12 protein-coding genes are annotated in these 15,401 nt (G+C 69.7%); all 12 read right to left on the bottom strand.

What is annotated here, in order from left to right; genetic code table 11:
• Window positions 1-492: 492 nt before the first annotated feature.
• The 12 genes from AB8808_RS12170 to AB8808_RS12115 all read right to left on the bottom strand — a co-directional run bounded on the left by AB8808_RS12170 (window position 493) and on the right by AB8808_RS12115 (window position 15,398).
• Window positions 493-3,585: an efflux RND transporter permease subunit gene (locus AB8808_RS12170; RefSeq protein WP_369929711.1), complete on the bottom strand. Its 3,093-nt coding sequence runs from the start codon at window positions 3,583-3,585 to the stop codon at window positions 493-495.
• Window positions 3,585-4,673 carry an efflux RND transporter periplasmic adaptor subunit gene (locus tag AB8808_RS12165; RefSeq protein WP_369929709.1) on the bottom strand — a complete coding sequence of 363 codons (1,089 nt, stop codon included), beginning with the start codon at window positions 4,671-4,673 and terminating at the stop codon, window positions 3,585-3,587. The genes AB8808_RS12170 and AB8808_RS12165 overlap by 1 nt, the downstream gene beginning before the upstream one ends.
• A complete protein-coding gene (locus AB8808_RS12160; protein WP_369929707.1) occupies window positions 4,670-5,941 on the bottom strand; it encodes a TolC family protein in 1,272 nt (423 codons plus the stop codon). The genes AB8808_RS12165 and AB8808_RS12160 overlap by 4 nt, the downstream gene beginning before the upstream one ends.
• Before the next feature lie 72 nt (window positions 5,942-6,013).
• On the bottom strand, window positions 6,014-6,376 hold the full coding sequence (locus tag AB8808_RS12155) for a hypothetical protein (protein ID WP_369929705.1): 363 nt from the start codon (window positions 6,374-6,376) through the stop codon (window positions 6,014-6,016).
• Between the two features lie 56 nt (window positions 6,377-6,432).
• Window positions 6,433-7,602 (bottom strand): hypothetical protein, encoded by a 1,170-nt coding sequence (locus AB8808_RS12150; protein ID WP_369929704.1) that lies wholly within the window; start codon window positions 7,600-7,602, stop codon window positions 6,433-6,435.
• Window positions 7,599-8,765 carry a glycosyltransferase family 4 protein gene (locus AB8808_RS12145; RefSeq protein ID WP_369929703.1) on the bottom strand — a complete coding sequence of 389 codons (1,167 nt, stop codon included), beginning with the start codon at window positions 8,763-8,765 and terminating at the stop codon, window positions 7,599-7,601. The genes AB8808_RS12150 and AB8808_RS12145 overlap by 4 nt, the downstream gene beginning before the upstream one ends.
• Window positions 8,762-9,400: a polysaccharide deacetylase family protein gene (locus tag AB8808_RS12140; protein ID WP_369929701.1), complete on the bottom strand. Its 639-nt coding sequence runs from the start codon at window positions 9,398-9,400 to the stop codon at window positions 8,762-8,764. Before AB8808_RS12140 ends, AB8808_RS12145 begins: the two co-directional genes overlap by 4 nt.
• The gene (locus AB8808_RS12135; RefSeq protein ID WP_369929699.1) at window positions 9,397-10,587 is read right to left on the bottom strand and encodes a glycosyltransferase; all 1,191 of its coding nucleotides are present in this window, start codon (window positions 10,585-10,587) and stop codon (window positions 9,397-9,399) included. Before AB8808_RS12135 ends, AB8808_RS12140 begins: the two co-directional genes overlap by 4 nt.
• Entirely contained in the window at window positions 10,584-11,702 is a 1,119-nt protein-coding gene (locus AB8808_RS12130; RefSeq protein WP_369929697.1) for a glycosyltransferase, read from the bottom strand. Before AB8808_RS12130 ends, AB8808_RS12135 begins: the two co-directional genes overlap by 4 nt.
• Window positions 11,699-13,054 (bottom strand): phenylacetate--CoA ligase family protein, encoded by a 1,356-nt coding sequence (locus AB8808_RS12125; RefSeq protein WP_369929695.1) that lies wholly within the window; start codon window positions 13,052-13,054, stop codon window positions 11,699-11,701. The genes AB8808_RS12130 and AB8808_RS12125 overlap by 4 nt, the downstream gene beginning before the upstream one ends.
• The gene (locus tag AB8808_RS12120) at window positions 13,051-14,313 is read right to left on the bottom strand and encodes an O-antigen ligase family protein (protein WP_369929693.1); all 1,263 of its coding nucleotides are present in this window, start codon (window positions 14,311-14,313) and stop codon (window positions 13,051-13,053) included. The genes AB8808_RS12125 and AB8808_RS12120 overlap by 4 nt, the downstream gene beginning before the upstream one ends.
• Window positions 14,301-15,398, bottom strand: a complete 1,098-nt coding sequence (locus AB8808_RS12115) for a polysaccharide deacetylase family protein (protein WP_369929691.1) — start codon at window positions 15,396-15,398, stop codon at window positions 14,301-14,303. The genes AB8808_RS12120 and AB8808_RS12115 overlap by 13 nt, the downstream gene beginning before the upstream one ends.
• Window positions 15,399-15,401: the final 3 nt, after the last annotated feature.

Below are 15,401 nucleotides of genomic sequence, written 5' to 3'. Positions count from 1 at the left end.
ACGCTCCGCATGCTGCCGCTTGAGGTTTACGTATTGAGCGAAAGGATCACTCTAAGTGAACTTTTTTAGGTTCTTCGCGCATGACCGGGGTCTGTACCGAAGCCGAAGCCGAAGCCGAAGCCCGTCGCTCGTATGGCGCGGCGAGGAGGCGCCGGGTGGTCACACTCTGCGCTCGGGCAGCGGCCGCAAGCGGCCGAACTCGCTCAGAGCGTAACCACCCACCACCTCTGCGACCACAGAGGCAATCTGCGCGGAGAGCAACGCGTTGGTGACATCGGGTGGGGCCTGCTTGCAGATGCCGCTCCGTGCAATGCCGCAGGCGTTGCCTTCCCAGCCCGCAACCTCAGTGGTCAGGGAGGTGTCGGGTGGTCATCCTCTGAGCGAGTTCGGCCGCTTGCGGCCGCTGCCCGAGCGCAGAGGGTGACCGCCCGACGCCTCCTCCCCGTGCCCACCCAAGACGGCGAGCTTTCGCATCATCGCTGATCGTAGAGCTTACGCGCGCCGACGCGCCTGACGCGCTTCCATCCACTCGTACAGCACCGGCAGCAGCACCAGCGTCAGCAGGGTGGACGTGATCAGCCCGCCGGCCACCACGGTCGCCAGGGGCCGCTGGGTTTCCGCGCCTACACCTTGCGAGAGCAACATGGGCACCAGGCCGAGGATCGCCACCGTGGCCGTCATCAGCACCGGGCGCAGGCGCAGCAGGCTGCCCTGGATCACCGCTTCGCGCAGGTCGCCCGCCGCATCGCGTTGCCTGTCGAGGAAGCTGACCAGCACGATGCCGTTGAGCATGGCGACGCCGAACACCGCGATGAAGCCGACCACGGAAGGTACCGACAGGTATTGTCCGCTGACGAACAGGCCGACCACGCCGCCGATCACCGCGAACGGTACGTTGGCGAGGATCAGCGCCGCGTGCCGGAACGACTGGAACGCGGTGTAGAGCAGCACGAAGATCAAAAGGATCGTCAGCGGGACGATCAGCGCCAGTCGTTGCATGGCGCGCTGCTGGTTTTCGAACGCGCCGCCCCATGCCGTGTAATAGCCGGTGGGCAGCGCCAGTTCGCGCGCCAGACGTGCCTCTGCCTCCTGGACGAAACCGTCGATGTCACGCCCGCGTACATCCAGGCCGATCACCGCGAAGCGTTGCAGCGCCTCGCGGCGAATGAACGAGTAGCCGTCCGCCTGCGTCACCGTGGCTACCTGCGCGAGCCGTACCAGCACGCCGGCGGGCGTGCGCAGCGGAATGCGCCCGATGGCCTCGGGCGACGCCTTGCTGGCGTCGTCCAGCCGCACGGCGATGTCGAACCGGCGCACGCCATCCACCAGGCTGCCGACGGCCTGGCCACCGATGCCGTTGCGCACCACGGTGAGGATGTCGTCCGCATTGAGGCCGTAACGGGCCATCGCTGCCCGGTCCACCTCGATACGCAACTGCGGCTTGCCCAGGTTGGCTTCCAGCGACAGGTCGGCGGCACCGGGCACCGTGGCCAGGATGTCGCGTGCCCGGGCGCCCAGTCGATCGAGCGTGGCCAGGTCGTCGCCGTAGATCTTCAGGGCCAGCGTGGCGCGCACGCCGGAGATCAGTTCCTCGATGCGCATCTGGATTGGCTGCGTGTAGCTGACCACGGCCGTGGGCAGGGCGTCTTCGAGTTCCTTCTGCATCGTGGCCTCGATGCTGGCCAATGTCTGGCCGGGTCGCCACTGCGCGGCGGGCTTGAGCGGCGTGTACACCTCCATGTAGTTCACGTCGGCCGTCTCGCCCTTTTCCGCACGACCGATCATGGCCAGCGTGGTTTCCACTTCCGGTACCGTGGCGCGGATGCGTTCCGCGACGCGACGCGACACGTCGATGGACTCGTTCAGCGAGGCGGAGGGAATCGAGGTGATCCGCCACATGATCGCGCCCTCGCGCAGCACCGGCATGAATTCCTTGCCCAGCAGGGGAAACAGTCCCATGGCGGCCACGAGCACGAGCACCGAGGTTGCCAGTACGCCGCGGCGACGGGCCAGCGCGGCGCGCAGCACGCGCTCGTAGCGACGCTTCAGCCACGCCACCAGCCGCGTGTCCTTCTCGTGCCCGGGCTTGAGCAGCACCGCCGCCATCACCGGCACCAGGGTGAGGGCGAGCAGCAACGACCCGGCCATGGCGAAGCCGATGTTGAACGCCATCGGCCGGAACATCTTGCCCTCCAGGCCTTGCAGGCCGAACAGCGGCAGGAAGACCACGATGATGATGAGGATGGCGAAGGCGATCGGCGCCGCGACTTCACGTGCCGCTTCGCGTACCGCGTCGCCGCGGTCGACGGCGCGACCCTGCGCGGCGTGTTCGCCCATGATGCGGTGCGCGTTCTCCACCATGACCACCGCGCCGTCCACCATCATGCCGATGCCGATCGCCAGTCCCGCCAGCGACATCAGGTTGGCCGACAGGCCCCAGCGGTCCATGCCGATGAAGGCGATCAGCATGGCCAGCGGCAAGGTGGTCACCACGATGAGCGCGCTGCGCCACTCGCCCAGGAAGACGAACAGCACGATGGCCACCAGCAGGGCGCCCTCCAGCAGGGCGCGCGTGGCCGTGCCGACGGCGGCGTCGACGAGGTCGGTGCGCTCGTAGACCGGGCGCACCGCGACACCCGGCGGCAAGGCGCGGCGAATCGTCTCCAGTTTCGCCTTGACCGCCTCCACAACGCTGCGCGCGTTCTCGTCGATACGTGCCAGGGCCTGGCCGAGGACCACTTCCCGGCCGTCGCGCGTCACCGCCCCGGTGCGCGGTGCGCCGGCCTCGACCACGGTCGCCACGTCGCGCAGGTAGACCGGCGTGCCGTCGTCGCTGCGCAGCACGATGGCGCCCAGGTCGGCGGCGTCGCGCAGCAGGCCCACGCCGCGGACCAGGTATTGCTCGCGTCCCACGTCGATCGCGTTGCCGCCCACCTGGGCGTTGTTCGCCTCCACGGCCTGCAGCACGTCCTTCAGGCCGAGCCGGTAGGCGATCAGGCGCTGCGGGTCGACGCGCACCTGGAACTGTCGCTCCTGGCCGCCCCAGGAGGTGACGTCGTCGACGCCGGGCGCACTGCGCAGGATCAGGCGCACGGTCCAGTCCTGCCAGGCGCGCAGGTCCATGTCGGACACGTCGCCGTTTTCGCTTTCCACCGTGTACCAGAACACCTGGCCCAAGCCCGAGGTGTTCGGCCCCATCTCGGGCTTGCCGTAGCCGTCGGGCAGGCGTTCCGCGACCTGTTGCAGGCGCTCGTTGACCAGTTGGCGCGCGAAGTAGATATCGGTGTCGTCGCTGAAATACACCGCGATATAGGACAGCCCGAACAGGCTGACCGAGCGGATCGTCTCCACGCCGGGCAGGCCGGCGAGCGCCGATTCGACGGGTGTGGTGAGCAGGCGCTCGACATCTTCCGCGGCCAGCCCGGTGGCTTCGGTGTAGACGTTCACCTGCACGGGCGTGACGTCCGGAAAGGCGTCGATCGGCAGGCGGCGCAGCGCGCCCACGCCCAGCGCGGCTATCGCCAGCACACCGAGGATCACCAGCAGCTTGTAGCGCAGCGCCAGGTCGACCAGTCGGGTCAGCATCATTCGTCTCCCAGCTGCGAGCGGAGCAGGCGTGCCTTAAGCACGAAGGCGCCTTGCCTGGCGTAGCGGCTGCCGGCGGCCACGCCGCGTCGGATGGGCGTCCATCCACCACGTGTCTCGCCCACCTCGACCGACGTGGGCTCGAACCTGCCGTCGTTGCCGCGCACGAAAAGCGTCGTCTGGTTCTGCAGCAGTACCACGGCGTCGGCGGGTACGGCCAGCACGGTGTCCGAGCCGCCCGTGGCGATCCGCACGTCCACCGGATCGCCGGGATGGAGCAGGTCGTCGCGGTTAGCCACGCGAAGCCGGATACCGGCCGTGCGCGTGCCCTCGTCGGTGCGGTGCGCGCGCTGCACGACGCGGGCCGGCCATGTCCGGCCCTGTGCGGCGATGCTGGCCTCGGCTCGCGGCGTGACCCGCGCCGCCACGGCGGGAGGCAGCTGCGCTTCGACCCACACCGTGTCCTCGGTGACCACGGTGAACAGCGTCTTGCCGGGTTCGACGCGTTCGCCGACGAGGAAATCGTCGCTGGTGATCCGCCCCGCACGCGTGGCGACCAGCTCGAAACGGCCATCCGCCGCGGGCGAACCGCGCCGGAGCATGCCTGCGATCTGCGCGTCGCCCAGACCGTAGGCGCGTAACGCGGCGCGTGCCTGGTCGCGGGCCACCTGCGCCTCGGCATACCGGCGGCCGGAGACCGCCTGCGGCCCCAACGCCGAGACGCGTGCCCAGTCCTGGCTGGCCACGATGAGGCGTCCCTGCGCCTCGGCCACCTCGATGCTGGAGAGCACCACCAAGGGGTTGCCGGCGGTCACCATGTCGCCGAGCCGGGCCTTGCGCTCGATCACCTGGGCGGTGACGCGTGGTGACACGAGCACGGTGGCATAGGCGTCGATCCGGACCTCGCCGGGGGCGACCACGGTCTCGGCCATGGCATGCGTGCCGAGCGTATCGACGACGATGCCCGCGTCGGCCATGGCCTTGTCGTCGAGCGACAGGGGATGGTCGGTCGCGCCGGCCCGCATCGTGGCCAATGCAAGGCCGATGAAGAGCGCGACGCGGCGCGCGGAACTACGGTGGGTCATCATGGGTTGGCATCCTGTGCGCGGCCGTCGATCCAGTCGCCGAGGCGTCCGGTGGCCACGAGGTAGTCGAACCACGCCTGCCAGGTCTGGTTTTCCAGGGCGAGCGTGGCGAGCGCGGTATCGAGGTGCTGGTTCAACTGGACCAGGTAGTCGGAGGTATCCAGCTCCCCCGCCTGCCAGAGGCGCTCGAGCAGCAGCGTGCGTGGGCCGGTGGGCTCGGCACGCAGGCGGCGCAAGGTGTCGGCGGTCTGGCGCAGCGTGCGGTAGGTGTCGGCCGCCTGGCGCAGTGCGGAGGCGGTCTGCCATCCCACGGCCTGTCGTTGCGCCAGGGCCGCATCCGCTTCGGCCTGCGCCGCGACGATCTCGGCGCGTCCACTGTTGCGCACGGGCAGGGCGATGGCCACGCTGAGGCCGATCACCGGATCGCTGCGGGTGCCGCTGCGCACGCGGCCACCGGTGAGGCTGACCACGGGATCGGGTACGCGGGCGCGTCGCGCCACGTCCACGGCGGCATCGCGGCGACGTTGCTCGGCATAGGCCTGCGCCAGTTCGGGGCGTTGTTCCGCGTCCCGCGGCGCGATGCCATCGGACGTTGGAGGCAACCCCTCGGGCAGGGCGGGCAGCCCGCTTTCCATGCCTTCGCCGAGTGCCGCGAGTGTCGCCATGGCCGCGGCCTGCTGGCCTGCGAGCGAGGCCTGCGCGATGCGTGCCTCGGCCAGGGCGAGGGCGGCCAGGTCACGCTCGGGTGCGCTTAGGTCGCCGACCCGCAGTCGTCGCTCGGCGAGGTCGTCGAAGCGCTGCATCGCGGCCACGCGCTCGCGGCTCAGCATGTGCTGTCGATGCAGCAGCCCGACCGATGCCCAGGCTTTCAGCCATTGCACCGCCGCGTCGCGGCGGCGCAGGGCATAGGCGGCGTCGCTGACCGTCAGCGCGGCGTTGCTTTCCTCGACCCGTGCCCGCCGTTTGCCGCCGATATCCAGCGCGAGGCTGGCCGAAGCGGTGCGACGATCGACATCGGCGTTTTCGCTTTCGAGCGAGAGCGTGGGGTTGTAGACGGGCTGGTCGGCCGCGCGGACACGGGCCGCGGCGGCACGCCGTTCGGCGTCCGCGGCCTGCACGTCCGGGCTGCGGGCCCATAGGGCGTGCACGCGATCGCGCAGGGCGGGTGGCGCCGAGGTCGGCAGGTCAGGGAGCGACGCGGCCTGTGCCCGGGCGGCGAGGCACAGGCAGGCGCACGCAGCGGCGTGGAACACCGTACGCAGGTGGGACATGGGTGGATCTCCGGAAGAACGTGCACGGATCGACGTGGCCGCTGAGGCGGCCGGCGTCGCGCGGTGGGTTCGTCAGGCGATCGGTGGGCGGAGCGGGGAGCGGATATATGCCGAGACCAGCACGGCAGCCGGCTTTACGGTGGTGTGCGTGTGGGGCACGCCGGCGAGTATCGCGGGCAACGCGGAGGGCATGGCGACGTTGTGGGCGCAGCTGCAATGGCAGCCGGCACCTTCGTCGAGCACGCAGGTGTCGGCGGGGGCGGCCTCGGCCGTCGCGACGGCGATGTTGCCGTCGGCGAGGGAGGCCACGCGGGGGCCGTCGAGCAGGCAGAACGTGGCCATGGTGAGCTTGAACAGCAGCACCGCGAGCGCCAGCACCCACAGGCCGCGCTGGCGGCGGATGCGGAAGAACAGGCGGGGCGGGTGCGGGTGCATGGGTGGGGATGCTAGAGGATGGGGGGCGGTTGGACAATCGCCCACATCGTGGGCTCCTACCGGGGTGTGGGCGTGGCTGAATGGGGTGGGGGGAGTTCGAAGTCGCGGTGGGCGTGGGGGTTGCCGGTGCGGCCGGCTTCGGCGGCCTTGGCGATGTTGTACATCTCGCGGGCGGTGACATAGTGCAGGACGTAGTTCACGCCGTCGTTGTAGACGCGCTCGAGGTAGTCGTGCATGGCATCGGCGGGGGCGCCCAACAGGGTGTCCATGTCGCGTTCCTGGGTGCCGTGGGTGTGCACCTTGACGAACACCCATTCGGGGCGGCCTTCGACGTGGATGCCGGTGTGCACCCACTGGTCGATGCGCGACGGTGTCGGCGGGCAACCCTTGCGTACGTCCGAATTCTCGATGCGGGGGACGATGCCGAAGCGGCGATCTTTCCAGTTCAGGCCCAGCGGTCCCTGGATGATCAGCAGGTCGCCGCTGGGCGTGCCGCCCACGCGCATCGGCACGCCGGTGTCGTGCGACTTGCAGCGGAGGGGGTCGTCGGTGGCGTAGTAGATGGCGTTGGACATGCGCGTCTGCGTGTCGCTGGGCGCGGAGGGCAGGGTGAAGTCGGCGTAGCAACCCAGCTGGCGCAGCAGCACCAGTTCGTTGTTGATGCCGCACCAGCGGCCGTCCGCACGCGAGTTGTCCAGGCACCAGTTGCCGTGGATGAAGGCGAAGCGCAGCTGGCCGGTGACCGGATCGCGGGGTAGCGCGCCGTGGCGTTCGTGCAGCAGCCGGTTGAAGCGGTCCATGGTGGCGAGGAAGTTGGCTTCGGTGTCGTTGTCGTGGTGCAGGTGGATCTCGATTTCGCCGTAACCGTCGGCACACAGCGACTGCAGCTTGTCCAGGTGTTCCTCCACGTATTCTTCTTCCGGATAAAAGAAGGTGTGCTGCGGCATGCGGCCGTCCGCGTCGCGGTGGCGTCCGGCCAGCGCGCGGTAGTCGGTGCACCAGCGATCGACCCGGCGTCGCTGCGTGGCCATGTCCACACGGCCCCAGTTGGGCTCGTAGTGATCGACGAAGCAGAACATCACGTGCACCGGGCCGTCGACCTTCGGCGGCTTGCGCCGGGTGAGGTAACCCCACAGCCAGTACTGCATGTTGCGCGCACGGATGGCCAGCGTGAGGCCCGCCGCCGCCAGCAGCACGATGATGAGAAGGCATGCAAGGCCGATCATGCGGCGGCTCCGGCTGGCACCAGCGTGAGCAGCTGTTCGGCGTTGTTGCGCCATTGCCGCTCGCTGGCGATATAGGCGCGGGCGGCGTTGCCCACGCGTTGCCGCTCCGCCGCGAGTCGGGCCAGCGTCAGCACGCGTTCGACGCAGGCGGCGGCGTCGCCGCGCGGAAACAGCCAGCCCGTACGGCCATCGGCGATCACCTCGGCGACAGGCGCATAGTCCGGCGCGACCACGGCCACGCCCATGCCCATGAATTCGAACAGCTTCATCGGCGATCCATAGGCGTTGGAATTGGGCAGCACGGCGTAATCCATGCAGGCGATCCAGCCGGCCACTTCGTCGTGCGGCACGCGCCCGGGCAACAGCACGCGGTCGCTCAGCCCGCGCGCGGCGATCAGTTCGCGCACCGCCGGCAGGGTCTTGCCGTCGCCGACGAACACCAGGGCGAGTTCCGGAACGTCGGCCAGGCGGCCGGCAATGGCCTCCACGAAGCCGTCCACGCCATGCCAGTGCGCAAACGCGCCGATGTGACCGCAGACGACGCGGCCGGTGAGCCCGCGTTCCGCGCGCAACGCGGCCACGTCGAACCGTGACGGGTCGAAGCGCGGCAGGTCCACCGCGTTGGGCGACACCACCGAGGGGGCGATGTCGCCGTACGCGTGGCGCGCGGTGTCGAGGAAATAGGTGGAGATGAACACCAGTCCGCTCGCATGGCGCAGGCACCAGCCTTCGATGCGCCGCGCCAGTCGTGTCATGACGAGCGGGCGCACGCGATCCACCAGCGCGGAGTCGTTGATTTCCAGCACCAGCGGTATGCCGCGACGGCGCGCGAGCCATACGGTGGCGAACAGGAACAGCGAATACCGCTCATAGACCAGCGCCGGACGCGCGCCGCGCCAGGCCCGGGTCATGCGGAACAGGGTGACGACGTTGTAGAGCAGTTCGAACACCTCGAAGACGATGCCCGGCAGGCGGGTGACCATCGACGCGACGCGTCCGCGGCCGTTCGCCGTGGCGGCGTGTTCCTCGCGTTCCGGATCGGCGCCGGGGAACGACATCACCGCGACGTCGTGGCCCAGCTCGCGCAGGGCCTGCACGATGCCGCGGATATGCACGCCCTCGACATGCCGCCCGCGCGTACGGTGGTGATAGAGGATATTCATGGCGCGTTGCCCTCCAGTGCGGCGAAGCGGAATCCGCCGTCGATCCATTCCGGCAGCATCACGTCCAGCGCCTGGCGCGCCTTGTCGGCGTCGTCGTGCATCAGAACGATGTCGCCGGGGGCGGGCGGCGTGTCGCGCAAGCGCGCCACCAGCGTGTCGACGGGGGCGTCCTGGTAGTCGAGGCTGTCGTACGACCAGTACACGAGGTTGCGCTTGCGTCGGGCGAAGTGCAGCAGCAGCCCGGCGCCCACGTAGCCGCTGGGGGGGCGCATGCGGTGGTGAGGGCGTTCGTCGAACCCGCGCAGCAGGGCATCGGTGCGGTACACCTCGTCGAGTTGCCTGCCGAGGCTCATGTGGCGGAACGACCAGTGGCTGTACGAGTGATTGCCGATCATGTGGCCTTCGTCGACGATCCGCCGGACGATCTCGGGGTGCCGTTCTATCTTCTCGCCGACCAGGAAGAAGCTGGCCTTGACCTCGTGCCGGGCCAGTGTGTCGAGCAGGGCCGGCGTGTGCGCGGGCTCCGGGCCATCGTCGAAACTGAGGTAACGCAACGAGGCGCCGCGGTGGCGGGTGGACACGAGGGCATCCGGCAACAGGCCGAGCAGTTCGTGTTTTTTCGGTTTCCAGGTCATAGGGTCGGGGGCAGTCGGTCGGCACGTTCGGTGGAGGGGGCGGCATGGCGGGCGACCGCGTTCAGCAGCACGCGGTCGAGCCGGTCGATGTTGTCGTCCCAGCGGAAACGCGCGGCGTGGGCGGCGATCGCCGCGGTGTCGAACGATCGCGCCAGCGCATCGCACAGCGCGGCGGCCAGCGTGTCCGGTCGGTGGGGCGCGACGAGGCTGCCCGCGAGTGCCGGCAGCACCTCGGGAATGCCGCCGACGCGTGTCGCCACCACCGGCGTGCCGCAGGCCATGGCCTCCAGCACGACGTTGGGCACGCCTTCGTTGTGGCTGGGCAGGCAGAGCAGGTCCGCCGCGCGGAACCAGTCGGCGGTGGCCGCATGGTCCACGGCGCCGATCACGCACAGGGCGGACGCACAGCCCAGCGACGCGGCGCGACGCGGCAGGGCGTGGCGTTCCGCCCCATCGCCGACGAACACCAGGCAGGCGTCGTCGTGGATGCGGGCGACCTGGGCAAACGCGTCGAGCAGGTCGAGGCAACCCTTGGCCGCCTTCAGGTTGCCCACGAACAGCACGATCCTTCGATGCGCGGGCAGTCCCAGGCGTCGGCGTGCGTCGTCGCGGTCGCCGGGATGGAACAGTGCGGTATCCACGCCGTTGTAGAGGGTTTCCACCGTGTCGGCGCGTGCGCCCAGGGCGACGGCACGCGTCGCCAGCGCGTCGCTGACCGCGACCACCGCGTCCGCCTCGCGCAACGCCGGACCGATCTGCATACGGCGTAGCCGCGACGCGGCCTGCATGTTGAGGTCGCTGCCGTGCACCTTGACCACGTAGGGGATGCCGAGCAGCCGCGCCACCCATCCGCCGGCCACCGCATCCGGGAACGCCCAGCTGGCCAGCAGCACGTCGTAGCGTGCGGCCCGCAGCGCTCGGCCGCGTTGCCACATCACGCAGGCGAAGAAGCACAGCGCGTTGAGGAAGCGACCGATGCCGGGTGGGTGGTAGAAGGTGAAGCAGTCCTCGCCCAGTCCACTCACGCCGGTGGCGACGCGAGGGCCACGGCGCTCGCGGAAATCCACGGCGGTCAGCACGTCCACGCGGTGTCGCTGGCCCAGGCGCTGGAACTGCTGGCGGTTGAAGGTGCCACGCCGCGGGTCCCAGGGCGTGGGGAACAGGTTGGTCAGGATGAGGATCTTCACGCGGCGGCCGCGCCGCCGAAGTACAGCTGTCCGTAGCGCGACGCCATGGCGTCGAGCGAGCCGTGGGCTTCCACCCAGGTGCGCGCGGCGCGCCCGAGCCGTGCGGCACGTTGCGATTCGTGCAGCAGGCGCAGCATCGCCTCGGCCAGCGCGGGCGGATCGCAGGCCGGCACGAGGCAGCCCGTGCTGCCGTCGCGCACGATCTCCGCGTTGCCGCCGACGTTCGTCGCCACGATGGGCAGGCCGGTCGCACAGGCTTCCAGCAAGGCCATGGAGTAGCCTTCGGTGACCGACGACAGGGCGAACAGGTCCAGCCCCTGGAGCAGTTCGCGCACGTCGTCGCGATCACCAAGGAAGTGCACGCAGCCGGCCACGCCCTCGTCGAAGGCGCAGGCGCGCAGCGTATCGCGCAGTGCCCCGTCGCCGATCAGCACCAGCGCGGTATCGGGGCGTTTGTGGCGCACGATGCGGAACGCACGGATCAGGCCGGCCTGGTCCTTGGTCCAGTTGAGCCGGCCCACGTTGCCGATGATGCGGGTGCCGGCGGGCACGTTGAGCAGTCGCGCCAGCCGCTCGTGCATCGTGTCAGAGGCGACGTCGAAGCCTTCCAGCCGGATGCCGTTGGGTACCACGCAGGTTTTCTTCGCCGGTGCGATGCCTCGGCGCACGGCATCCTGGCGCGCGGCCTCGCACACGGCGACCACGGCGTCGGTGGCGCCCAGTGCGCGGCGGAACAGCCACTCTCGGCGGCCACCCTTGCGGTTGGCGCCGCCCATGCCGTGCCGCGTGTTCACCACCTGATCGATGCCCAGGCCCGTGCTGGCCAGTACGGCCAGGTAATGGGCCACGGCGTTGTGCGTGTGCATGACCTCGGTGGCGTGCGCGGCAAGCAGCCGGCGGACGCGGCGCAACGCGCGCAGGTCGGGTCCCGGTCGCTTGCCGCAGGCGTGCACCGGCACACCGAGGTCGGCCAGCTCGCCGGCCAGCGAGCCCGCCTCGAACAGGCAGATGACCTGTACCCGATGACCCAGCCGCTGCTGTGCCCTGACCAGGTCGATGACCATGCGCTCGAGGCCGCCACGGTTGAGGTTTTCCACGACATGGCTGATGTTCACGAGGCCAGCTCCGAAACGGTGACACGCAGCTTGCCGCTGCGGGTGAGGGGAATATCGTCGACGAAGTGGCATTGCAGCTGCGCGCTGTCGCCCAGCACCTTGCCCACTTCCCGGCGGATGTAGTCGACCGAGGCCTCGTCGAAGCCCGGGCCGCGCATGATCGACAGGTCGAGCCGGTCCAGTCGGCGCTGCACCAGCTGGAACCGCGTCACGCCCGGCACGTCCTTCATCATGTGCGGGAAGAATTCGCCCGGCAGCACGTGGCCCGCCGGCGTGCGGATGGCGTCCAGCGTGCGGCCGTCCACGGAGGCCAGCAGGGGCAGGCCGCGACCGCAGGGGCAGCGATGCGTGGCGTGGGTGGCCATGTCCCCGGTGACATAACGGATGAAAGGCATGCCGCGGTTGAAGAGGTCGGTGATCGTCACCTCGCCGCTGCCCTGGTGCACGGGTCGACCGTCCACCAGCGTCTCCACGAGCAGGTGGTCGGCGTTGACGTGCAGGCCATCGCGGTGTTCGCACTCGGCGGCGATCAGCATGAACTCGCGGCAGCCATAGGTGTTGTAGGTGGGCGCACCGAACGCGCGCTCGATCAGGTCGCGCTGGAACGGATGCAGCGCCTCGGCCGCGCCGATGATCGACACCGGACGCGCCACGCGGCGGCCGGTGGCCAGCAGCCATTCGGCCAGCCGTACCAGCGGGCCCACGTAGCCGACGATCACCTCGGGGCGATACGCGTCGATCGCGTCGGCATAGCCGGCCAGGTTGTGTTCGCTCATGTGGAAGCTGTCGAGCAGGTGACGCGCGAACACCGCGTTGTAGAGGCAATCCTTCATCCGATGCGCGGTCGAGGTCTGCCCGACCGCGCCGCCCCACAGGAACAGCGTGCGTCGGCCCATGCGCGAGCCGGCCCATCCGTAGCCACGCCACATTACCGCCACGCGGCGGTCGTTGCTCTCGCGCGTGAAGCCGAAACGCAGCGGCTCGCCGGTGGACCCGCCGGTGGTCTTGTAACCCAGCCCGGCCTTCAGCGAGGTGGCCTCGAGGTCGTCCGCGTTGGCGCGGATGTCCGCCTTGGTCAGCACGGGCAGGCGGGCGAAGTCGTCCAGGCTGCGGATATCCCCGGGCTGCATGCCCAGTTCGGTCCAGCGCCGGCGGTAGTAGGGCACCTCGCGCCAGCACCAGTCGATCAGCGCACGCAGGCGTTCCAGGCGCAGCGCCTCGATGCGCTCGGGCGCGAGCCATTGCTCGCGTTCGTAGGCGCGCATGTAGCGCGGGGTGGCGCGGCGGCGCAGGCCACCCTCGTAGGCCGGCCACACCACATGGCGCAACAGGGCTTCGTAGGCGGTGCTCATACGGTCCTCAGCAGCACGGCCACCAGCACGAAGAAGCCGGCGATGGTGCCCATGGCGGCGGGCACCCAGCGCCAGCCGCCGTCGGACAGCCGGAACAGCGGCAGCCCCGGCCAGCGCGCGCGGGCGCCGACGTAGTAGCCGGCGACCATGGCGGCGATCAGGTACATCACGATCATGTAGCTGCGGCTGAGGAAGAACGCGGCGGCGAACAGCCCGCACAGCGACAGCAGCAGGGTCAGCGCCATCTGCCGCTCCGTAGCCCAGGCCGCTGTCGTCGCCGCATCGTCGCCGGTGGGGCGCACATGGCGCACGATCGTCAGCATCATCCAGAAGCCGTAGCCTACGAAGGCCAGCCACAGAACGAAGCCGATGAAGCCGGTCTCGGCGATGACCAGCACGAACGAGTTGTGCGCGGTCAGTTCGTTGTATTCGGTGAAGTTGCCGGCACCCACGCCGAGGATCGGATGGTCGCGAAACATCTCCAGCCCGGCATACCAGGCGTCCACGCGTCCGGCCGCGGATTCTTCGCCGGCATCCAGCTCGTCCATGCGCGAGGACAGCAGTTTCATCACGGTGAGGCCGACGATGCCGAGCACGCCGGCCACCGCCATGCCGCGCCGATACCAGACATAACCGCCGGCGACCACCAGTACGGCCAGCATGGCGCCACGCGAATTGGTCAGCAGGATGCCGTAGAGCAGCAGGGCCGCCGCGGCCAGCCAGGCCAGGCGCAGGATGCCCCCGCCGCGCCGGCCGAGGAACACGGCCATGGGCAGCGTGGCGGCGAACAGCAGGCCCAGGTCGTTGGGATCGTTGAAGATGCCCACGTACTGGATGCGCCCGCCCTCGCCGATGGGGGTGCCGGTCCAGCCCATGCCGGTGCCGGCCTGTTCCACGCCGTGCAGCGCCAGCACCACGGCGCAGCCGACGAAGACGGCCATGGCCGTGCGGACGCGCCGCTGCGTGCGGCAAGCGGCGCCCAGCACGAAGAACGCGATGACCGCCGGGCCGAAGCGGGCCAGTTCGTCCAGTGCGCCGCCGGTCCAGCCATTGGCCACTTCCGAGACCATCAGGACCAGCAGGAACGCCGGCAGGATGATGAACTGCGGCGCCTGGAAGGTCTTTTCGCGCGAGGCCAGCCAGCCGGCGAAGGCCAGCAGCAGGACCACCGGCAGGATCGGCACGGCGTCCAGGCCGGGCACGTAGTCCTGCGGGCGGATGATCGTCAGTACGACATACAGCAGGATCAGCGCGAACATGGTTGCGCCTGTGGCGGATGGGCTTCGTGGCGGGTGGTTGGGTAACTCATCAGCCGTGGCAGGGCCAGCATCGCGGCGAACCAGCCCGGGCCCATGTTCGCCTCCACCGGCAGGCGGTTCAGCGCATAGCGGTTGACACCGGGTTCGGGGTTGGTGCCGCAGACATAGCTGCAGGCCAGCCGGAAACCCGCGCTGCGCGTGGCCGCGATCACGGCGTCGCTATAGGCGCGGTCGCCGCCCACGGGATACGACATGAGGATGGACGGCGTGCCCAGCTCGCGATCCAGCGTGGCCTTGGATTCGCGGATCTCGCGTTCCATCACGTCCTGCGGCAGTCGGGCCAGCATGCGGTGGTGCACACCGTGCGAACCGAACTCGAAACCGGCGGCGCTCATCTCGCGTGCCTGGTCCCAGGTCATGGGCCGGCACGCGGCCGGACGCGCGTCGACCGACGGCAGGTTCCATTCCTGTTCGAGGCGTTCCGTCATGGCCGTCTGCGCCAGCGCGTCCAGCCACTTCATGCGCAGCAGCACGTTGCCGGCGATGCGTCGGCGCGAGTCCCGGTCCGGTGGCAGCGCGATGTCGATGCCCAGCTCGGGCAGCTCCAGCCGCGGCGCACCCGTGACCAGGATCATGTGCACCAGCCAGTCGTAGCCGTAGGGACGCCCGCTGTCGAGGTGCCCGGTGGAGACGAAGAACGTGGCGGGCACGCCTGCCTCTTCCAGGATGGGCGCGGCGACATGGTAGTTGTCGTCGTACCCGTCGTCGAAGGTCACCGCGACGGTGTCCGGCGGCAGCACCTCGCCCGCATCCAGCGCCTCGACGATGTCGGTCAGCCGCATCGGCCGGAAATGCCGCGCGAGCCAGCGCATCTGCTCGCGGAATTCGTCCGGCGGCGTGCTGATCAGCTCCATGTCGAACGCGTAGGTATCCGGGTCGGGCAGCGGCATCACGCGGTGGTAGGCCAGGATGCGCAGGTCGCGTTGCCACCAGGCGCGCACGCGTTGCAGCGGCGTCAGCAGGCCGCTGGAATAGCACAGTTCTCCCAGCCGGCCACGCATGCCGGGGGCGCCACGGACGGGCATGTC

It is taken from the genome of Xanthomonas sp. NCPPB 2632 (assembly GCF_041228075.2).
Classification (GTDB): domain Bacteria; phylum Pseudomonadota; class Gammaproteobacteria; order Xanthomonadales; family Rhodanobacteraceae; genus Luteibacter.
This window is presented reverse-complemented; position numbering and strand designations above follow the sequence as displayed.